Consider the following 19,397-nt stretch of genomic DNA (forward strand, 5'->3'; position numbering starts at 1 on the left):
GCGCGCGACAAGACAGCGGCCTCAGGCGCTGGCGACGACGGTCTCGCTGAGCGGACGGCGCACGCGCGGGGCGATCTCGCGCTCCTGCAACGGCTCGGGCAGCGCGGCCGCGTCGCCCAGCTCGCCGAGGGCGATGACCGTGGTGGGCGTGAAGCGCTCCTCGAGCCCGACCAGCGCGCTGATCGCGGCGGGGTCGAATCCGCTCATCTGGTGCACGACCAGTCCATCGTGGTGGGCTTGCACAGACAGGTGTGCCGCGGCCTGCCTCAGGTCGTAGACGGCGTGGCTGTACGCGACACCCTCGGCGTTCGCCGTCTCGGCCACGGCGACGATGAGCGCGCCGGCGTTGCCCGCCCAGGCCTGGTTGAACCCCATCAGCGCGTCGACGATTCCGCGGTGCAGCTCGGTGCCGCGACGCGCCACGATGAACCGCCACGGCTGGGAGTTGTTGGCCGAGGGCGACCACCGCGCCGCTTCGAGCGCCGAGGCGAGCTTGGCCTCGTCGGTGGGAGTGTCCGCGTCGTACGCCCGCGGGCTCCAGCGTTCGGCGAGGATGCCGAGCACAGGGTGCGCGGTCGATGCGGTGCGGTCCAGGAGCGGCGTTGTCATGGGTGCCTTTCGGGTCGTTCTACGTCGTGCACGGAATCGAACCGATCCATGCGCGCATATTCCCGCGCCCCGCGACGTAACCGCGATCAGCCGCGCAGCGCCTCCACGAGCTTGACCCTGGCACCCATCCGCAGCAGCGAGTTCTCGTAGATCTTCGCCGCGATGAGGATCGCGACGATGCACGAGGCGATGAGGATGAGCAACGACAGCAGCGGCTCCCACCACTGCGCGTCGCCGAGGAACAGTCGCATCGGCATCCCCACCGGCGCCGAGAACGGCACGTACGACATGATCGCCATCACGACAGGGTTGTCGTTGAAGAGGATCACGAGCAGGTACGGGGCCATCACGAGCATCGTGATCGGCATGGTCGTCGACCCGATGTCCTCCTGGCGCGAGACCATCGCGGCCGCGGCGGCGAACAGCGACGCGAGCAGGATGAATCCGAACAGGAAGAACACCGCGAACCACAGGATGGGTCCGCCGAGCCCCGCGAGCACGGCGTTCTGACCCGTGACGATGAGCCCCACCACGGCGATCGCCGCGAGCAGCACGATCTGCGCCATGGCGAGGATCGTGTTGCCGATGATCTTGCCCGCCATGAGCGCGCGCGTCGGGATGGCGGAGATGAGCAGCTCGACGACGCGCGTCTGCTTCTCCTCCACCACGCTCTGCGCGATCGTGCCGCCGAAGGTGGAGGCGGCCATGAGGAACACGATGCCGAAGCCGATCGCGATGAAATAGCGCAGCAGCGGGTCGGTCTTCGCCGGCTCGAGCACGTCGACGTGCGGCGTCTTCGACAGCGTCATCACGAGGGAGCTCGACACATCCGACTTCACCACGACGGTGTATCCGAACACGGCATCGTCGCTGGGGAGGAGCGCCGCATCGACCTCGCCGTCGCGCACGAGCTGCTCGGCGGCATCCGCATCCGCCGCCTCGGTGACCTCGAAGCCGTCCATGCCCTGCAGCGCCGCCGCGGTGGCCGACGTGACGGCCACCGGCGTCTTGGAGGGCGTGGTGCTCATGAACCCGCCGATGAGCACGCCGGCCAGCGCGATGAGCAGCAGGATGCCCGTGGAGATGAGGAACGCCTTGCTGCGCAGCTTCGAGCCGATCTCGCGCTCGGCGACGAGCCACACGGCGCTCGCCGTGCTGAAAGGTCCGGTCGCGGCATTGCGCGCGACGACGGGGGTCTGCGTGGTCACTGGATGACCTCCTTGAAGATCTGGGCGAGCGAGGGGTGCTGCGGGGCGAAGGTCGTGACCTCGCCGCGATCGAGGGCTGAGCGCAGGATGCGCTGGGCGGTCTCGGGGGAGTCGGCGTCGAACACGGCCGTGCCGCCCTCGAAGTCGATGACCTCGACGCCGGCCTCGTCGCGCACCCATCCGGCGTCCGTGGAGCCGGAGAGCTCGTAGCGGAGGGTGGAGTGCTCGGCACGCATCGCGTCGCGCGAGCCGGCGGCGCGGATCGTGCCCCCGGCGATGATGATGAGGTCGTCGCACAGCCGCTCGACCACGTCGAGCTGGTGCGAGGAGAAGATGATGGACGCACCCTGCGCCGCCCGTGCCTGGAGCACCCCGGCCACGACGTCGACGGCGAGAGGATCCAGGCCCGAGAACGGCTCGTCGAGGATGAGCACCTCGGGCTCGTGCACGAGGGCCGCGGCGATCTGCGCGCGTTGCTGGTTGCCCAGCGACAGCGACTCGATCTTGTCGTCGAGGCGCTCGCCGAGGCCGAGCTCGGTGAGCAGGCCCGTCGCGCGCTCGGTGGCCTCGGCCCTGCCGAAGCCGTGCAGCCGGGCCAGGTACACGACCTGCTCGAGCACCTTCATCTTCGGATACAGACCGCGCTCCTCCGGCATGTAGCCGAAGCGGCGGCGGTCGGCGGTCGTGACCCTCGCCCCGTCGAGCGAGACCGAGCCGCCGTCGGCGTCGAGCACACCGAGCACGATCCGCATCGTGGTGGTCTTGCCCGCGCCGTTGCCGCCGACGAACCCGGTGAGCCGCCCCGGCGAGACCGAGAAGGTGATGTCGTCGAGCACGCGCCGGGAGCCGTAGCTCTTGGTGATGCCCGAGAGGTCGAGGAGTCCTGTGGTCATGCCTCCACGGTAGGCAGGCGGGGTGGCGCGGGCATCCCCCGCGAAGCGGATTCCTCGCGTGCGTATCCCCCGTGCGGGGGAGCCGGGAGTGGACCGCGCTCCCGCGGATTCAACCCTGGGTTGGCATCGGAGCAGGGAGGGCGGTTCGTAACGTCGAAGTGACGCAGAGGAATGCGCTGATCCATCGGAGGTATGTCGTGAGCATTGAAGTGCGGTCGCTGAGCAAGCGGTACGGGCGGACGTGGGCCGTGCGGAATCTGTCGTTCGAGGTGCAGCCGGGGCGTGTGACCGGCTTCCTCGGACCGAACGGTGCCGGCAAGTCCACGACCATGCGGTCGATCGTCGGGCTCGACCGACCGACCTCGGGCGAGGCGCTCATCGGAGGGAAGCGGTATGCACAGCAGCCTGCGCCGCTGCGGGAGGTCGGCACGCTGCTGGATGCGAAGTCCGCCCACCGCTCCCGCCGCGCCGTCGATCACCTGCGCACGGTCGCGGCGACGCACGGCATCTCCCGCGCCCGTATCGAGGAGGTCATCGGCATCACCGGGCTGGAGAGCGTGGCCACCCGCAGGGCCGGTGCGTTCTCCCTCGGCATGGCGCAGCGTCTGGGCATCGCCGTCGCCCTGCTCGGCGATCCCCACACGCTCATCCTCGACGAGCCGGTCAACGGCCTCGACCCGGAGGGTGTCACCTGGATCCGTGAGCTCCTCGGTTCCCTGGCCGCCGAGGGGCGCACCGTGTTCCTCTCCTCCCACCTGCTCGCCGAGCTCGCACTCGTCGCTGAGCAGGTCGTCATCATCGGCCGCGGAGAGCTGATCGCGGATGCGCCGATCGCGGCCCTGACGGCTGAGACCGAGCGCGTGCGGGTGCGCACCGGACAGCTCGAGCAGCTTCTGCGCCTGCTTGCCGCCGACGGCGTGCAGGCGACCAGTCTCACGCCCGACACGGCGGATATCGTCGGCCTCCCCGTCGACGATATGGCGCGGCGCGCGGCCGCGAGCGGGATCGTCCTGCTTGAGATCGCCCCGATCCATCGCACGCTGGAAGAGGCCTACTCGGAGCTGACCCGCGAAGCGGTGGAGTACCGTGCCGGCCTCACCGAGCAGGACGCCTCATGACCGGGGTGAGCATGACGCGCGTGCTGCGCTCGGAGGGGATGAAGTTCTCGACCCTGCGTTCGAACATCGTCACCGCTGCGGCGGCCTTCACCCTGATCGTGGGGATCGCAGCCGTCCTGATCTGGGCGCGCACGGGTGATCCCGGGGCTCCCGGCGCGGCGGTCACGGACCTTCTCAACGGGGTGACCTGGGCGCAGATGGTGCTCGTGGTGCTCGCCGTCGTCGCGATCTGCTCCGAATGGTCGACCGGGATGAGCCGTGTCACGTTCCTGGCCGTCCCCACACGGGGGCGAGTCGTCGTCGCCAAGGCGCTCATCGTCGGTGCGGTCTCGTTCCTCGTGGGGGTGATGGGTGCCGCGGCGGCGCTTGCCGCGGGCGCCTTCGCCGCGGGCATCGACACCATGGCCGATCCTGCGCTCTCCGCCCGTCTGCTGGCCGGTTCGGGACTCTCCCTCGCTGCTCTCGCCGTCTTCGCCCTCGGCATCGGCGCGCTCGTGCGCAACCTCGTCGCCGGGATCCTCACGGTCGCCGGCATCTTGTGGGTGCTGCCGTTCGCCGTGGCGATGATCCCGGTGCCGGAGGTGCAGAAGCTCGTGGCATATCTTCCCGGCACCGCCGCCGGCGCGCTCATCGCCCCCGATGATCCCGCCGCCGCGCTCACCCCGTGGGGAGGGCTCGCCGTGCTCGCCGTATGGATGCTGGTCGCATTGAGCGCCGCCGTGGTCACCGTCCGCACGCGGGACGTGTGATCCCCATGGCGCCGCAGACGAGAGCAGAGGAACAGGAGAGAACTATGATCCGCACGACCCCACCATCCGACCCGACGGCTTTCCGCCGCCCGCGTCTCGCCCTGTTCGGAGGGGTCGCCGCCGAGTGGGTGAAGATCTGGACGCTGCGGTCGCACCGGATCCTCGTCATCGCCGGGGTCGTCCTCATCGCGGGCTCGGGGGCGATGTTCTCGCTGGGCCTTCTGGCGCGGCTGACCGACCCGCGCTTCGCAGGGCAGACGATCTCGGCCGTGCCGATGCAGTTCGTCGACGGGGTGCTGTGGGCGCAGATCCTCGTGGCGGTGCTGGCGGTGCTCGCCGTCTCGGGCGAGTACGCCTCCGGGCAGATCCGCCTATCGCTGCTGGCTCTGCCGACGCGCCTGCCATGGCTGGCCGGCAAGGCGGCCGTGCTCGCCGCCGTCGGATTCATGATCGGAGTGGCCGGGGCCGGGAGCTCCCTCACCGCATCGTCCCTGATCCTCGGCGGATCGGACGTCCTCTACGCGCCCTCCTGGGGCGAGACTCTCGGCCTCGTCCTGCGCTCCGGGCTCTACCTGGCCGCGATCGCCGCGTTCGCCGTGGGTGTGACGGCGGTGCTGCGCAACGTGGTCGCGGCGCTGACGACCGTGCTCGGGATGCTCGTGGTGCTGCCGCTCGTGCTCTCCTCGATACCCGGGGTCGACCGCCTGGCCGACTTCATGCCGACGTTCGCAGGACGACGGCTCATCTCCGACTTCGACAGCATGGCCCAGCTCGCCCCGTGGCCGGGCTACGGCGTGCTCGTGACATGGGCGGTTGGGGCCGTCGCCGTGGCGGGCGTGCTGCTCAAAGCCCGCGACGCCTGAACGACGCGAAGCGGTCGCCGCGGAGCGGTGCGCGTCGGTATCGTGCGGGGAGGAGAGGGGGCTGGGATGACGCAGGGCCTGAGCGTGAAGCTCGACGATCTGCGGCGCCCGCCGACACGGCTGGCCGCCTGGGTACGGCGACACCAGCGCGGCGTCGATCTCGCCATCGACATCGTGGTCGTGCTCCTGGCATGCGTACCGCAGATGATCGCGATGATCCTTCGCGACAGCGCAGGGGAGTGGTGGGGCTACCTGATCCTCGCGGTCGTCGCGGCGGCGCTGATGGTGCGCCGCCGGTGGCCGTTCACGGTGATGGTCGTGGTCGGCGTGGCATGCGCGCTGAGCCCGCTCGCGCAACCCGGGTACGGGTTCCCGCAGGGTCCGTTCGCGTTCGCGATCTACACGGTCGCCTCACGGCAGTCCACGGCCCGCGCCCTCCTCGGCTACGGAATCGCCCTGCCCGCGACGGTGCTCGCCACCGTACCGTACTCGCTGAACGGCGTGCGCCCGCCGCTCCCCCTGCTCGACTCCTTCTCGCTCCTCGCGCTCATCATCGGAGTCATCGTGCGCAACCGGCGCGAACACAACGAATGGTTGACGAGGTTTGTGAATCAGCGCATCGAGAACGCCGCCGTCACCGAGCGCACCCGCATCGCCGCAGAGATGCACGATGTCGTCGCTCACGCCCTGACCATGGTCGTCTCCCTCGCCGACGGCGCCCGGAGCATCCGGGAGAAGGATCCGGAGAAGGCGGATGCGGCCGTCGCGCAGATCGCCTCCACCGGGCGCGAGGCTCTCGGCGAGATGCACCGCACGCTCGGTCTGCTCCGTAACGCCGACGCGGGTCTCGACGCCAACCTGCACCACTCCGGCGACAACCTGCCGAGCCTCGAGGAGCTCGTCGACGACGTCCGCGCCGCCGGGCTGGGCGTGACCCTCACTCGTACCGGCCCCTCGGTTCCGGAGGACACGGCGCTGCGGCAGACGATCTACCGGATCGTGCAGGAGTCGTTGACGAACACGCTGCGTCACGCCGCGGGGGCGACCCGTGCGGCGGTGGCGATCACGCGGTCGGGGCGGGGCGTCGTGATCACGGTCGAAGACGACGGCGCACCCGTTGCCGGGCGGATCATCCCCGGCCACGGGCTCGCGGGGATCGCACAGCGGGCCCGCGCCTACGGCGGGACGGCGCAGTCGGAGCCACGCATCGGCGGCGGATGGCGCACTCGCGTCGAGCTTCCTGCTCCCGGGGGCGTCGATGGGTGAGACGGCGATGGAGCAGGCCGCTCCGATCCGCGTGCTGCTGGTCGACGACCACGCGCTCATCCGCACGGGCAACACTCTCGTGATCGAGTCGACCGACGACCTCGTCGTCGCCGGGGAGGCAGCCACCGGCGAGGAGGCCGTCGCGCTCGCCGCGCGGCTGCACCCCGACATCGTGCTGATGGACGTGCGGATGCCGGGGATCGGCGGCATCGAGGCCACACGGCGGATCGTCACCGCCGAGCCGCGCACGAAGGTCATCGTGCTGACCACCTTCGACATCGACGAGTACGCGTTCGGAAGCCTGCGCGCCGGCGCGAGCGCCTTTCTGCTCAAGTCCTCCCCGGCAGAAGTGCTCACAGACGCGATCCGCACCGTCGCGCGCGGAGAGTCCGTGCTCGAACCGCGTGTCACCCGCCGCCTGATCGAGACCTTCGTCGACGCGGACCCCTTGCGGGAGGCCGAGGGGCCGGACCCGCGCACCGTGCTGTCGCCGCGCGAGCTCGACGTGTTCCTGGGTATCGCCGAAGGGCTGACCAACCCGGAGATCAGCGCGGCGCTGCACCTGTCACCCGCCACGATCAAGACCCACGTCAACCGCATCCTGGCGCGGCTCGGAGCTCGTGACCGCGTGCACCTGGTGATCCTCGCCTACGCGTACGGGATCGTCTGAGCCGATCCGCCGCGCGCCCTGACTCAACGCAGCGTCGTCGTGATCATGAAGTGGTCGGACAGCTGCGACGGCACGACCGCGGCATCCACGACGCGCAGGCCCGAGACGAAGAGGTGGTCGATCTCCTTCTGCGGGTCGTCGGCCGACGAGGTGAGGGCAGGTCGGATGCGCGCCAGCGCGTCCTGCGCGCCGGAGCCGATCAGCGTCTTCCACGCGGCGGTGTCGACCTCCGTGTTGAGGTCGCCGCCGCCCACGACCGCGTCGTACTCGCCCGGCCCGTCGGCGCCGGCGTCGCGCAGGGCCTGGGCGAAGATCTCGGCCTGGCGCTGTGTGCGGTCGACGCCGGAGGAATCGGGCTGCAGGTGCGTGGAGATGACCCGTACGTCGTGCCCGTTCCAGTGCACCGTGGCCGCCGTCATCCCTGCGCCGGTCACGGCGTCGAACATCGGCATCCGCAGGGTCGCGACATCGGAGACGGGCAGGTCGGTGAGGATCGCATCGCCCCACACCTGGTCTCCCGCGGGGCCGAACACGGCCTGCATCCCGAGCATCCGGGCGAGGATCGCCAGCTGATCCTGTCCGCCGTTGAGCAGCCAGCCGCGATCGACCTCGCTCAGCAGCACGACGCGGGCACCGGAGCTGCGGATCTGCTCGGCGACGGCGATCGGGTCGAAGCGCCCGTCGATGCCATAGCCCATCCGCACGTTGTACGCGGCGACGGTGAGTTCGCTGTCGGAGGCGCCGGATGCCTCGGCTCCGGTGACCGGCGGGATCGTCACGGCAGGGCCCACCAGGGCGAGCGCTGCGGCGACGACCGTGCCGATGGAGGCGGCGGCAGCCGCACGGGCGCCGGAGTCGTCCATGCGCACGGCCGACGCCTCGCCGAAGTCGGGGTCGTGCGAGCCGGCGCGGTACGACAGCACCCACGCCGAGATCGCGACGGCCGCGATCACGAGCACGGCATCCGCGCGATAGCCCAGGTCGTATCCGGCGTAGAACGCGAAGAAGAGGGCGGTCCACACGACGGCGCCGATCCCCGTCGCCAGCGCCGTGCGCCGCGGCGACCGGCCAGGGCCCGCGTACAGCAGCAGGCGGGCGCCCGCGGCGGGGCCGACGAGGAATGCGGGCAGCGCCCACAAGGGCAGCGCGCCGTCGGCGCCGTCGCGCATCACCTGCGGCAAGAGCGAGAGCGCGACGGCCGCGGGGAACAGCACGGCGGATGCCCACGGCCGCGCGCGGGGAGCGGGGAGCAGGGCGACGACCGCCGCGGCCCCGCTGCCGAGCACGACGGCGACCGGTCCCCAGAGCGTCTCGACGACCGATCCGCGCCCGACGTTCGACAGGGCGAGCAGCGTGAGCAGCAGCACCGGAAGAAGCAGCACGCCGGTGCGCACCGAGATGGGCGAGCGGCCGATCGGCAGGTCGATGCCGTGCACCGCGCGACGCACGGCGACACCGACGAAGACCGCCTGCACGAGCAGAAGCGCGACATCCCATCCATCGCTGCGCCACACCGCCCCGAACCCGCCGAGGAACGCGTGCGATCCGACGCTCACCGCCACGCCGAGAAGGATGCTCGGCACGAACGCGCGATCCAGGGCGCCGGCGGCAAGGCACACCGCGGCGACCGTGAGCACGACGCCGATCGACGAGCCGTAGAGCTGCACATCGCCGCCGGAGGGATTCATCCGCAGCAGGATGCGCACGACGAACGCTGCGACGAGCAGACCCGTGGCGATCCGCACCGACGGGCCGCGCAGAAACGCGACGATCACGAGCGGCAGCGCCATGACGATCAGGGCGAACAGGCCCATGATCTCGGGAGGCGTCTCGGCGGCTCTGCCGAAGAGGGTGATGAGCGACGGCGTCCAGAGACGCCAGAAATCGATGAGCAGCCACGCGGCGACGACGCCGAGGGCGCTGAGCGAGACCCTTCTCATGGCCCGAGTCTGGCGGAGAGCCGCGCCGGTGCCAAGAACCCGCGCCGCGTTCCCCGTTTCCCTCCCCGCGAGACGACGACTCCGCCCCGAGAGGGTGTGTGGAATCCTCCGTCTCGGAACGGAGTTGTCGTCTCGCGGTCAGGGGAGGGAAACGGGGCGGGGATCAGGCGAGGCCGTGGCGATGAGCAAGCACGACGGCCTGCACGCGGTCGCGGGCGCCGAGCTTCTGCAGCACGCGCGACACGTGCGTCTTCACCGTCGCCTCGCCGATGAACAGCGCCGCGGCGATCTCGGCGTTGCTTCGCGCATCCGCCATGAGGTGCAGCACCTCGGCCTCCCGTTCGGTGAGCGGCTCGACGAGGATGCCGACGGCGGATGCGTCCGCAGCGCGAGCGGAGACCGGCTCGGCAGGCGTCGCCTGGTCACGCCCGCGGGACGACCGAGAGGGGGTCTCGGCGAAGCGGCGGAGCACGCGGCGGGTCACCTCGGGGGCGAGCATCCCGTCGCCGGCGGCCAGCGCCCGCACGGCGGCGATGAGCTCCTCGGGCCCGGCGTTCTTCAGCAGGAAGCCGCTCGCGCCGGCATCCAGGGCCTCGAAGAGGTAGTCGTCGCGGTCGAAGGTGGTCACGATGGCGACGGCGGTGGCCGCATCCGGGTCGGCGACGATCCGCCGGGTGGCCTCCAGGCCGTCCATGTCGGGCATCTGCACGTCCATGGTGATCACGTCGGGGCGCAGGGCGGCCGCGCGCTCGATCGCCTCGGCGCCCGTGGCCGCCTCGCCGACGACCGCGATGTCGGGCTGCAGGTCGAGCACGGTGCGAAAGCCTGCCCGCAGCATGGCGTGATCGTCGACGATCAGCACGCGGACCGCCTCGGTCATGCGATTCCCGTCGTCGCGGGGATGCGCGGGGAGGGCTGGGAGAGCGGCAGCCGCGCCCGCACCCGGAACCCCCCGGACGGGCGCGGGCCGATCTCGATCGTGCCGCCGGATGCCGCGGCGCGCTCGCGCATGCCCAGCTGTCCGAGCCCGCTGCGCGGAGACGGCACGGCGCGGCCGGTGTTGACGACGTCGAGCTCGACGGCATCATCGACGTAGCGCACGCGCACATCCGCCGTGGCACCGGGGCCGGCATGACGGCGGGCGTTGGTGAGAGCCTCCTGAGCGATGCGGTACAGATTCACTGCCGACAGCGGTGCGACGGGGCTCGGCTCGCCGATCACCGCGTAGGCGGTGGGCAGGCCCGCGGCATCGGATGCCTGGGCGAGCCCGGCGATGTCGCTCACCGACACCGTGGAGGACGGCTCCTCGGCCTCGCCGCCGGGCGCGCGCAGCGTCTCGAGGATGTGGCGGAAGTCGCGGATCGCCTCGCGCGAGGACTCCTCGATGCCGCCGAGCATGGCCGTGGCGGCGTCCGGATCGCGCTCGACGATCAGCCGCGCCGCTCCCGCCTGCACGCCCATCACCGACACGTGATGGGCGACGACATCGTGCAGCTCGCGGGCGATCCGCACCCGGTCCAGGGCGACGGCCTGCGCCGCGGTGACCTCGCGTTCGCGCTCGAGCTCGGCCGTGCGCCGCTCGAGTTCGGCGCGCTGCTGCGCGTTCGCCCATGAGCGCTCCCCGAAGTAGTAGGCCCCGCCGAAGTAGAGGGCGTTGAGCAGCAGCTGCAGCATCATGTACGCGATGTAGGGCGAGAAGGCGCCGGCGGTGACGTCGGCCTTCTCGGCCTCGCCGATCGCATCCCGGTACATGACGATGATGAGCCAGAGGAACATCCCGAGGATGATGCCGGCGCGCACGAGCAGGGCCGCCCGTCGCTGCGCCATCCAGGCGCCCACCGTGTACAGCCCGATGAACATCGCGATGTTGCCGACGTACAGCTCGGGGATGTGCAGGGTCACGGCCACGAAGTACGCCACGGCCACGACGATCGCCACCGGTCCCGGCCAACGTCGGCGCACGGCCAGCGGCGCGGTCACGATCACGACGTAGACGAGCGCCCACCACAGCGGTGCCTGCGCATCGCCGTACAGCTGCGCGATCGACGACAGTGCGGCGCTGAGGATGCCGCCCACGAGCATCGCCGCCGCCAGGGCGAGGTCGGTGCGCCGGTCGCGGTCGGTGGGCACGCGGAGGAACGGCGCGCGGTCTGCAACCGCGGCCGCGGATGCGCGAGGCGCGTCGCCGAGGACGGGCGCGGGGGCGGACATCCCTCCACCGTACGGCGGCGCGTCATCCCCGGCATCCCCCGCGCGACGGATTCCAAGATTACTTGTTATTGACAATCATGCTTGCTTATAACAAGCTTAAGGACATTCAGACAAAGGAGTTCTCATGTCGACGGTGTTCGTCAGCCTGCCCAGTTCCGACCTCGAACGCAGCAAGGCGTTCTATGCGGCGCTCGGATGCGAGATCAATTCCGCGTTCACCGACGAGAACGCGGCGTGCATCGTGTGGAGCGACGAGCTGTGTTTCATGGTGCTCACGCGCGAGTTCTTCGGCACCTTCACCGACAAGACCCTCATCGATCCGCGCCATCAGACGCAGATGTCGATCGGGTTCAGCCGCGACTCCCGCGATGACGTCGATGCGATCGTGGAGAAGGGCCTTGCGGCCGGCGGCAGCGAACCCAAGCCCGCGCAGGACAACGGATTCATGTACGCGCGCGACCTCGACGACCCCGACGGCAACTCGCTCGGGTTCATGCACATGGACGACACCGTGCCGGGGCCGGGCTCGGCGGCCTGACATGCCCCGGCGCAGCTACGGCCAGTACTGCGGACTGACCACGGCGGTCGAGCTCGTCGGCGAGCGATGGGCGCTGCTCATCGTGCGCGACCTGCTCGTCGGACCGCGCCGGTACACCGATCTCAAGCAGGGCCTGCCGCGCATCCCCACCAACATCCTGTCGGCGCGGCTGAAGGAACTGCAGGAGGCGGAGGTCGTGCAGCGGGTGCCGGTGTCCGGCGGAGTGGTCTACGAACTGACGCCGTACGGGCGGGCCCTCGAACCGATCATGCTCGCACTCGGACGGTGGGGGTTCCAGGCGATGGGCGAGCCCGCGCCCGCCGACGTGGTCACTCCGGACTCGCTCACGATGGCGCTGCGCACCTCATTCGTCGCGGAGCGGGCCGTGGATGCCGACATCGAGCTGCACGTCGGAGACATCGCGCTGCGCGTCATCGTGCAGCGCGGCGAGCTGCGGATCGCGCAGATCGCCCCTCCCGCCCCTCCCGTCGGCGGCGAGACGCCTTCCGGCGAGCCGGAGGCGGTGATCGTCGCCGGCCCGGGCATCCGCACCCTCATCGCCGGCGAGGTGACGCCGGCCGAGGCGATCGCGCAGGATCTCGTCGCCGTCGTGCGCGGCGACGCCACCGCGCTCGACGACTTCGCCCGCACTTTCCGCATCGCACCCATCGACACCGAAGGAATCGCATCATGACCGGACGCCTCATCATCGACCTGTTCACCACGCTCGACGGCGTCGCCCAGGCGCCGGGCGGCCCCGAGGAGGACACTGACGGCGCGTTCCCCTTCGGCGGATGGCAGGCGCCGCTGCCCGACGAGGCCGTCGGCCGCTGGGTCACGGAGGGCATGGAGACGCTCGACGCGCTCCTGCTCGGCCGGCGCACCTACGACATCTTCGCCGGGTACTGGCCGCACCACACCACCGGGGAGGAGGGATGGATCGGGCAGCTGTTCGACCGCGTGCCCAAGTACGTCGCCTCCCGAGACGCCGGCATCCCCCTGGACTGGCAGGGGTCGAGCAGGGTGGGCGCGGATCTGGCCTCCGAGGTCGCGGGGATGCGCGAGCGCCACCGTGACGTGCACGTGATCGGCAGCGTCGATCTCGCACAGACGCTCCTCGCCGAGCAGCTCTTCGACGTGCTCCAGCTCTGGGTCTACCCGGTCGTGCTCGGCCGCGGCAAGAAGGTGTTTCCCGACGGCGCTGCGCCGGGGAACCTGCGGCTCCTTCGCGCTGAGAGCGGGGAGAACGGTGTGGTGAGTCTGCAGTACGCGCCCGCCTCCGGAACGGTGCGCACCGGAACCATGGGCGGGTGACGCCTCGGAGCGGTCAGGCGAAGATCATCGGCATGTCATCATCGTCGTCCGCGGCTCCGAAGTCGAGGTCGACGGCGACGGGGACGTGGTCGCTGGGTTGTTCGCCCTTGCGCTCCTCGCGATGGATGGATGCACCGGTCACCGCATCCGACAGCGCGCGCGACCCGAGCACGAAGTCGATGCGCACGCCCTCGTTGCGGGGGAACTTGAGGCGCTGGTAGTCCCAGTACGTGAAGCCCTCGGGGATGAGCGGGCGGACGACGTCGGTGAGCCCGGCGTCCTGGAACGCGAAGAACGCCTGCCTCTCCTCGGGGGAGACGTGCGTGGAGACGCCCTCGACGATGTCGGGGTCGCCGTTGTCCTCGGGGAACGGGATGATGTTGAAGTCGCCCACGAGTGCCAGGGGGAGGTCGGGGGTCTTCTGCAGCTCGGCGGCCGTGGCCCGGCGCAGCTCGTCGAGCCAGTGCAGCTTGTACGCGTAGTGCGGGTCGCCGAGGGCGCGGCCGTTGGGCACGTACAGGCTCCACACCTTCACCCCGTCGACCGTGGCGCTCAGCGCGCGGGCCTCGAGCGGAGCATCCGGCCCGTCATGCCCCTTCGCGAAGCCGGGCTGGCCGGCGAACGACGTCTCGACGTCGGTCATCGGCAGGCGGCTGGCGATCGCGACGCCGTTCCACTGGTTCAACCCGTGGGCCTCGACGTGGTAGCCGGCCTCTTCGAACGGCGCGTAGGGGAATTGCTCCGGCTTGCACTTGATCTCCTGCAGCGCGAGCACATCGATGTCTTCACGGACGGCGAAGTCGACGGCGCGGGCGACGCGAGTGCGGATGGAGTTGATGTTCCAGGTGGCCAAGCGCATGCCACCAGCCTAGTTTCGCCCGCCGACATCCCCTGCACGGGGGGGCGAGGGGGTCAGCGCTCGTCGGGATCGGCGGTGCCGGTGAGGATGCCGCGGGCCAGCGCGTGGAAGTGGCGGTTGAAGCCGAGCACGGCGGGCGTCTCGTCGCCGTCGAGGTCGAGCCGCTCCACGTCGAGCGCGTCGACGGTGAAGAAGTAGCGATGCACGCCCGTGCCCGCCGGCGGGGCGGATCCGATGTAGCGGCGCAGGCGCGCCTCGTTCGGCAGCACCAGCGCGCCCTCCGGCAGCGAGCCCGGTTCGCCGTCACCCGCGCCCGCCTCCAGCGAGCGGACGTCGGCGGGGATGTTCGCCACGGCCCAGTGCCAGTAGCCGGAGCCGGTGGGCGCATCCGGGTCGAAGCACGACACCGCGAAGCTCTTGGTCCCCGCGGGCGGCTCGCCCCACTCCAGGGCGGGGGAGCGATCCTCGCCGCCGCGCGAGGACGACCATGCCCAGACGGGCATCCGGGCGCCGTCCGCCAGGTCGGGGCTGGTCACCTCCAGCGGGACGAACTCGCGCAGACGGGCGAGCTGGGCATACGGGTCGTAGTCGAACACGATGAGCCTCCTCCGGTGCGTTCGTCATCGGGCACCTCCTCCCACGCTATGCCGTTCGGCGTCGATCGGGGCCGATCCGCTCCGTTCCGCGCGGATGCGTCGGCCTAGACTGAAGCCGTGATGCTCAGCACCCCCGAACTCGAAGCCGACCGTCAGAACCTCATCGGCCTCATCAAGGCCGAGGCCGTCTTCCACGGCGACTTCACCCTCTCCAGCGGCAAGAAGGCGACGTACTACGTCGACATGCGCCGTCTCACGCTCGATCACCGCGCCGCGCCTGCGATCGGCCGCATCATGCGCGACCTCATCGGCGACCTCGACGCCGTCGCCGTCGGCGGGCTCACGCTGGGCGCCGACCCGATCGCCAACGCCGTCATGCACGCCTCGGCGGACAGCCTCGATCCGCTCGACGCGTTCGTCGTGCGCAAGGAGCCCAAGGACCACGGCCGCGGTCGCCAGGTGGAGGGCGCCGAGGTCAAGGGCAAGCGCGTCGTCGTGCTCGAAGACACCTCCACCACCGGGCAGTCCGCGCTCAAGGCCGTCGAGGTGCTGCGTCGCGAAGGCGCCGAGGTGCTCGCCGTCGCCGTGATCGTGGACCGCAAGACCGGCGCGCAGGCGGCGGTCGAGGCCGCGGGCCTGCAGTGGCGGGCGGCGATCGATCTCGACGACCTCGGCCTCGACCCGCAGTGATCCCGGCGGAGCCGACTCCCATGACTCGGATCGCCCTCGCCGTCGACGTCGGCGGCACGAAGCTCGAAGCCGCCCTCGTCCTCGACGATGGCACCCTCGTCGAGGGCTCACGCAGCCGCCGCGAGACCGGCAGGGCGGCCACCGCGGGAGACCTCGACGATGCCCTCGCCGAGGTCCTCGCGCATGCGCTCTCCCGCCTGCCGGAGGAGGCCGATCTCGTCGGCGCAGGCATCGGCAGCGCCGGGCCCGTGGACCGCCACACCGGTGCCATCTTCCCCGTCAACATGCCGCTCGCGCGCGGCTACGGGCTGGCGGACGCCGTGACGCGCACGGCATCCGGCATCCTCGGCCGCGAGATCCGCGCCGTGTTCGGGCACGATGGGGGCGCGCTCGCTCTCGCAGAGTCGTGGCTCGGTGCCACGCGCGATGCCAGGGCGTCGCTGTCGATCGTGGTGTCGACCGGGGTCGGCGGCGGGTTCGTCATGGACGGGCGGTACGTGCCCGGCGCGACCGGCAACGCCGGGCATCTCGGTCAGGTGCGCCGCGGGGCAGGGCTCACCCTCGAAGAGATCGCCTCGGGGCCGGCGAGCGCCTCATGGGCGCAGTCGCAGGGATGGCGCGGCGCGACCGGTGAGGATCTGGCGCGCGACGCCGCGAGCGGCGATGCGATCGCACGGGCGGCGATCGAGCGCTCGGCGCGCGCGGTCGGCGAGGCGCTGGCGGATGCCGCGACCCTCGTCGACCTCGACGTCATCGCGATCGGCGGAGGGTTCTCGCGGGTGTCGGACGACTACATCGACCTCGTGCACGCCGCGCTGACCGAGACGGCGGCCCACGAGTACTCGCGGCGGACGCGCGTCGTGCGGTCGAGCCTCGGCGACGAGGGCCCGCTCATCGGCGCGGCCGCGTTCGTGCTCCGCTGACCGCGCGATGCGGTACAGATGGCGCGGTACGAATGGCTGAGTGCCACCGCTCGACGCCGGACGAATGGCTGAGTGTCACCGCGCCTCGCGGTACAGATGGCTGAGTCGGAAGGCGGAAACGGGCCGATCGGGTGCCCGAGCGGCCGAATCCGACGGATCGGTCAGCCATCCGTACCCGAGGGGGATGGCGGGGTTCAGCCATCCGTCCCGAGAGGGGTGATGGCGCTCAGCCATCCGGGACGATCGCCTCAGCGGTGGTCGTCTTCGTCCCAGGGACCCTGCCACCACGGACCACGGCCGTCACCGCGGTCTCGGCGACTGCGCACCAGCTGCACGATCCAGATCGTCAGCGCGGCGAGGCCGATGACGAAGGCGACCCAGAGAATCGGCGAGGTGCTCATGGCGTCATTCTCCTCCGGGCGCCGCGTCCACGCCGCCGACGAGGTCGATGACGCCGCCGACGATCTCATCCGGACGGAACGGATACTTCTCGATCTCGCGCTGATCGCTGATGCCGCTGAGCACGAGGACCGTGTGCAGGCCCGCCTCGATGCCTGCGACGATGTCGGTGTCCATCCGGTCGCCGATCATCCCGGTCTTCTTCGAATGCGCGCCGATCTTGTTCAGCGCCGAGCGGAACATCATCGGGTTCGGCTTGCCCACCACGTACGGCTCGCGCCCGGTGGCCTTGGTGATGAGCGCCGCGATCGCGCCCGTGGCCGGCAGCGGTCCGTCGGCGCTGGGGCCGGTCGCATCGGGGTTGGTGACGATGAACCGGGCGCCGTCGGTGATCAGCCGGATGGCCTTGGTGATCGCCTCGAACGAGTAGTTGCGGGTCTCGCCCACGACGACGAAGTCGGGATCGGTCTCGGTCATGATGAACCCGGCCTCGTGCAGCGCCGTGAGGATGCCCGCCTCGCCGATGACGAAGGCCGAACCGCCCGGCTGCTGCTGCGCGAGGAAGGATGCCGTGGCCAGCGCCGAGGTCCAGATGCGGTCCTCGGGCACGCGCAGACCGCTCGCGCGCAGTCGTGCGGAGAGGTCGCGCGCGGTGAAGATCGAGTTGTTCGTGAGCACGAGGTAGGGCACCCCGTCGCGCTCCCAGCCCGCGAGCAGCTCGGCGGCCCCTGGCAGCGCGTCGTTCTCGTGGACGAGCACGCCGTCCATGTCGGTGAGCCAGCATTCGATGTCGGAGCGATCGGCCATGCCCTCAGCCTAGAGCCGGCACCTGAACGGCAGGGGGCGAGAATAGCCTGATCGCAGAGCGGCGACGTCGCGCTCAGGCGGTCAGCCAGATGACGTCGGCAGATCCCTCGGGCAGGGCGACGTCGGCGCCGCCGAACCGGAGCCCGCCGGGGATCACGCTCGCCTCGATCCCGATCTCCAGGCCCAGCTCCTCCAGGGCGCGCAGCAGTTCCGGATCGCGGTCGTGCACCCGCAGCACGCGCCCGGTGTGCCCGGGGGCGGCATCGGCCAGCTGCACGAACGGCTCGCGGACGATGCGGCCCTCGGCATCCGGGATCGCATCGCCGTGCGGATCGATGCGCGGCCGTCCCAGACGCGCATCGATGCCCTCGAGCAGCCGGTCGCTGATCGTGTGCTCGAGCACCTCCGCCTCGTCGTGCACCTCGTCCCACGCGTAGCCGAACTCGCGCACGAGCCACGTCTCGATGAGCCGGTGCCGGCGGATGGTCGCGAGCGCGCGCTGCTCGCCGGCTTCCGTGAGGCGCACGGCGCCGTACGGCACGTGCGAGACGAGTCCCGCCGCGGCGAGCTTCTTGACCATCTCGGTCACCGATGACGGGGCGACACCGAGCTTGCTCGCCAGCACCGACGGCGTGATCGGGGCCTCCTGCCATTCGGTGTGCGAGAACACCGTCTTCAGGTAGTCGTCGGCCGCGGGAGATGCCACATCCTCAGCCTATCCGGGAGGTCGGGCTCACGTTCACGAGCCCAGGGAGGCGAGCACGCCGAACGCCACCTGGCCGGCGAAGAAGACGATGACGAATCCGCCGATCGCCGCGAGCAGCGAGAGGCGTCCGTCGTAATCGGCGACCCCGCGCATCCCCACCGCGCGGGCGCGAAAGGCGAAGACGAGCGTCAGCGCACCGAGCGCCAGCTGCACCCATGGTCCGCCGACAGGCAGGATCGCGGGAACCGCGACGAGAAGCACGCCCAGCGCGGCGGTCGCGAGGGAGAGCCAGGTGAGGATGCGCACGGCGCGCCGCGCATCCGGGTCGTCGCGAGTCTCGGGCACCCGACGAGCCTAGCCGTGCCGCGGCGTGCACGAGCATAGTCCTCAGCGGATGCCGAGCTCGCGCGTCCAGGCGTACGGATCCGGTTCGGGCATCGGGTCGGGGTCGCGGCCGGAGCCGACGATCGCCGCGAGCACACCCACGACGAGCCCGGCGACGGCGCCGACGATCACCGCGACGAGCACGCCGCCGAGCAGCTGCCCGAGGTAGGTCCACACATCCGCGCGCAGGAGGAAGCTCAGCGCGATGCCGCGCACGAGACTTGCGCACACGAGCGCGCTGATCGTGACCCCGAACGCGCGCCAGAAGGTGTGCCAGCGGCCGGGATACGGATGCCGCCGCCAGGCCGCGCGCAGCGAGAGCGCCGCGGCGAGCAACATCACCGCGACGCCGACGAGATCGATGATCCAGACGGCCGTGGTGGTCTCTCCGAGAGGGGCGATGCGCAGGGCGGGGATGACGGTCGGCAGACCGATCGCCGGCGGCACGAGCAGAGGCGCGAACCACGTCTCGGCGAGCCCGGCGACGGCCCGGAGACCGGCGACGACGGCGAGAGCGAGGAGGGCTGCGAGCACCGTCCAGCCGCTGCGTCCGAGACGCGCGGAGCCGTCGGACACGTCAGCCATGGCGCGATGTTAGCATCCGGGAAACCGGGTCCTGCGAGGGCCCGCGCACGTGTCTGAGAACCCCGGGAG

General features: G+C 70.9%; 23 protein-coding genes. 10 read left to right on the top strand and 13 right to left on the bottom strand.

The window, feature by feature from the left end; genetic code table 11:
* Nucleotides 1-21: 21 nt before the first annotated feature.
* The 3 genes from BKA02_RS06705 to BKA02_RS14360 form a co-directional block, all read right to left on the bottom strand.
* Nucleotides 22-609 (bottom strand): nitroreductase family protein, encoded by a 588-nt coding sequence (locus tag BKA02_RS06705; RefSeq protein WP_179432462.1) that lies wholly within the window; start codon nucleotides 607-609, stop codon nucleotides 22-24.
* An 86-nt stretch (nucleotides 610-695) separates the two neighbouring features.
* On the bottom strand, nucleotides 696-1,817 hold the full coding sequence (locus BKA02_RS06710) for an ABC transporter permease (protein ID WP_370467851.1): 1,122 nt from the start codon (nucleotides 1,815-1,817) through the stop codon (nucleotides 696-698).
* Complete coding sequence (locus tag BKA02_RS14360) at nucleotides 1,814-2,710, bottom strand: ABC transporter ATP-binding protein (RefSeq protein ID WP_246285989.1); 897 nt, start codon at nucleotides 2,708-2,710, stop codon at nucleotides 1,814-1,816. Before BKA02_RS14360 ends, BKA02_RS06710 begins: the two co-directional genes overlap by 4 nt.
* Before the next feature lie 197 nt (nucleotides 2,711-2,907).
* Between BKA02_RS14360 and BKA02_RS06715 the strand changes: the two genes are divergently transcribed.
* The 5 genes from BKA02_RS06715 (at nucleotide 2,908) to BKA02_RS06735 (ending at nucleotide 7,376) form a co-directional block, all read left to right on the top strand.
* Nucleotides 2,908-3,828: an ATP-binding cassette domain-containing protein gene (locus tag BKA02_RS06715; protein ID WP_179432466.1), complete on the top strand. Its 921-nt coding sequence runs from the start codon at nucleotides 2,908-2,910 to the stop codon at nucleotides 3,826-3,828.
* The gene (locus tag BKA02_RS06720; protein ID WP_179432468.1) at nucleotides 3,825-4,577 is read left to right on the top strand and encodes an ABC transporter permease; all 753 of its coding nucleotides are present in this window, start codon (nucleotides 3,825-3,827) and stop codon (nucleotides 4,575-4,577) included. Before BKA02_RS06715 ends, BKA02_RS06720 begins: the two co-directional genes overlap by 4 nt.
* Before the next feature lie 44 nt (nucleotides 4,578-4,621).
* Nucleotides 4,622-5,440, top strand: a complete 819-nt coding sequence (locus BKA02_RS06725) for an ABC-2 transporter permease (protein WP_179432470.1) — start codon at nucleotides 4,622-4,624, stop codon at nucleotides 5,438-5,440.
* A 66-nt stretch (nucleotides 5,441-5,506) separates the two neighbouring features.
* Entirely contained in the window at nucleotides 5,507-6,706 is a 1,200-nt protein-coding gene (locus tag BKA02_RS06730) for a histidine kinase (RefSeq protein WP_179432472.1), read from the top strand.
* Nucleotides 6,699-7,376, top strand: coding sequence for a response regulator (locus tag BKA02_RS06735; protein ID WP_179432474.1), 678 nt, complete (start codon nucleotides 6,699-6,701; stop codon nucleotides 7,374-7,376). The genes BKA02_RS06730 and BKA02_RS06735 overlap by 8 nt, the downstream gene beginning before the upstream one ends.
* Nucleotides 7,377-7,399: 23 nt before the next feature.
* Here BKA02_RS06735 and BKA02_RS06740 read toward each other — a convergent pair whose 3' ends face one another.
* The 3 genes from BKA02_RS06740 to BKA02_RS06750 form a co-directional block, all read right to left on the bottom strand.
* A complete protein-coding gene (locus BKA02_RS06740) occupies nucleotides 7,400-9,316 on the bottom strand; it encodes an endonuclease/exonuclease/phosphatase family protein (RefSeq protein ID WP_179432476.1) in 1,917 nt (638 codons plus the stop codon).
* 163 nt (nucleotides 9,317-9,479) lie between these two features.
* Complete coding sequence (locus BKA02_RS06745; RefSeq protein ID WP_179432478.1) at nucleotides 9,480-10,196, bottom strand: response regulator; 717 nt, start codon at nucleotides 10,194-10,196, stop codon at nucleotides 9,480-9,482.
* Complete coding sequence (locus tag BKA02_RS06750) at nucleotides 10,193-11,527, bottom strand: sensor histidine kinase (protein WP_179432480.1); 1,335 nt, start codon at nucleotides 11,525-11,527, stop codon at nucleotides 10,193-10,195. The genes BKA02_RS06745 and BKA02_RS06750 overlap by 4 nt, the downstream gene beginning before the upstream one ends.
* Before the next feature lie 124 nt (nucleotides 11,528-11,651).
* Between BKA02_RS06750 and BKA02_RS06755 the strand changes: the two genes are divergently transcribed.
* The 3 genes from BKA02_RS06755 to BKA02_RS06765 are packed head-to-tail and all read left to right on the top strand — an operon-like array spanning nucleotide 11,652 to nucleotide 13,379.
* Nucleotides 11,652-12,065: a VOC family protein gene (locus BKA02_RS06755; RefSeq protein ID WP_179432482.1), complete on the top strand. Its 414-nt coding sequence runs from the start codon at nucleotides 11,652-11,654 to the stop codon at nucleotides 12,063-12,065.
* 1 nt (nucleotide 12,066) lies between these two features.
* Nucleotides 12,067-12,759: a winged helix-turn-helix transcriptional regulator gene (locus BKA02_RS06760; RefSeq protein WP_179432484.1), complete on the top strand. Its 693-nt coding sequence runs from the start codon at nucleotides 12,067-12,069 to the stop codon at nucleotides 12,757-12,759.
* Nucleotides 12,756-13,379, top strand: a complete 624-nt coding sequence (locus BKA02_RS06765) for a dihydrofolate reductase family protein (RefSeq protein ID WP_179432486.1) — start codon at nucleotides 12,756-12,758, stop codon at nucleotides 13,377-13,379. The genes BKA02_RS06760 and BKA02_RS06765 overlap by 4 nt, the downstream gene beginning before the upstream one ends.
* A gap of 13 nt (nucleotides 13,380-13,392) precedes the next feature.
* Here the strand turns inward: BKA02_RS06765 and BKA02_RS06770 are convergent, their stop codons facing one another.
* Nucleotides 13,393-14,238 (bottom strand): exodeoxyribonuclease III, encoded by an 846-nt coding sequence (locus BKA02_RS06770; RefSeq protein WP_179432488.1) that lies wholly within the window; start codon nucleotides 14,236-14,238, stop codon nucleotides 13,393-13,395.
* A gap of 53 nt (nucleotides 14,239-14,291) precedes the next feature.
* Nucleotides 14,292-14,834, bottom strand: a complete 543-nt coding sequence (locus tag BKA02_RS06775) for a YbhB/YbcL family Raf kinase inhibitor-like protein (RefSeq protein ID WP_343045364.1) — start codon at nucleotides 14,832-14,834, stop codon at nucleotides 14,292-14,294.
* A 120-nt stretch (nucleotides 14,835-14,954) separates the two neighbouring features.
* Here BKA02_RS06775 and pyrE point away from each other — a divergent pair, with 120 nt between their 5' ends.
* Together pyrE and BKA02_RS06785 are read left to right on the top strand one after the other, a co-directional pair.
* Nucleotides 14,955-15,524 carry an orotate phosphoribosyltransferase gene (gene pyrE / locus BKA02_RS06780; RefSeq protein ID WP_179435288.1) on the top strand — a complete coding sequence of 190 codons (570 nt, stop codon included), beginning with the start codon at nucleotides 14,955-14,957 and terminating at the stop codon, nucleotides 15,522-15,524.
* 20 nt (nucleotides 15,525-15,544) lie between these two features.
* The gene (locus BKA02_RS06785; protein ID WP_179432490.1) at nucleotides 15,545-16,447 is read left to right on the top strand and encodes an ROK family protein; all 903 of its coding nucleotides are present in this window, start codon (nucleotides 15,545-15,547) and stop codon (nucleotides 16,445-16,447) included.
* Nucleotides 16,448-16,695: 248 nt separating this feature from the next.
* On the opposite strand, the gene BKA02_RS06790 is transcribed toward BKA02_RS06785, so the two are convergent.
* The 5 genes from BKA02_RS06790 to BKA02_RS06810 form a co-directional block, all read right to left on the bottom strand.
* Nucleotides 16,696-16,848, bottom strand: coding sequence for a hypothetical protein (locus BKA02_RS06790; protein ID WP_179432492.1), 153 nt, complete (start codon nucleotides 16,846-16,848; stop codon nucleotides 16,696-16,698).
* 4 nt (nucleotides 16,849-16,852) lie between these two features.
* Nucleotides 16,853-17,653, bottom strand: coding sequence for an HAD-IIA family hydrolase (locus BKA02_RS06795; RefSeq protein WP_179432494.1), 801 nt, complete (start codon nucleotides 17,651-17,653; stop codon nucleotides 16,853-16,855).
* Between the two features lie 73 nt (nucleotides 17,654-17,726).
* Nucleotides 17,727-18,359, bottom strand: coding sequence for an iron dependent repressor, metal binding and dimerization domain protein (locus BKA02_RS06800; protein ID WP_179432496.1), 633 nt, complete (start codon nucleotides 18,357-18,359; stop codon nucleotides 17,727-17,729).
* A 33-nt stretch (nucleotides 18,360-18,392) separates the two neighbouring features.
* Entirely contained in the window at nucleotides 18,393-18,704 is a 312-nt protein-coding gene (locus BKA02_RS06805; RefSeq protein WP_179432498.1) for a hypothetical protein, read from the bottom strand.
* Nucleotides 18,705-18,746: 42 nt separating this feature from the next.
* Nucleotides 18,747-19,328 (bottom strand): hypothetical protein, encoded by a 582-nt coding sequence (locus BKA02_RS06810; RefSeq protein WP_179432500.1) that lies wholly within the window; start codon nucleotides 19,326-19,328, stop codon nucleotides 18,747-18,749.
* Nucleotides 19,329-19,397 lie beyond the last annotated feature (69 nt).

Origin of the sequence: Microbacterium pseudoresistens, from assembly GCF_013409745.1 — a bacterium.
GTDB classification, from domain to species: Bacteria; Actinomycetota; Actinomycetes; order Actinomycetales; family Microbacteriaceae; genus Microbacterium; species Microbacterium pseudoresistens.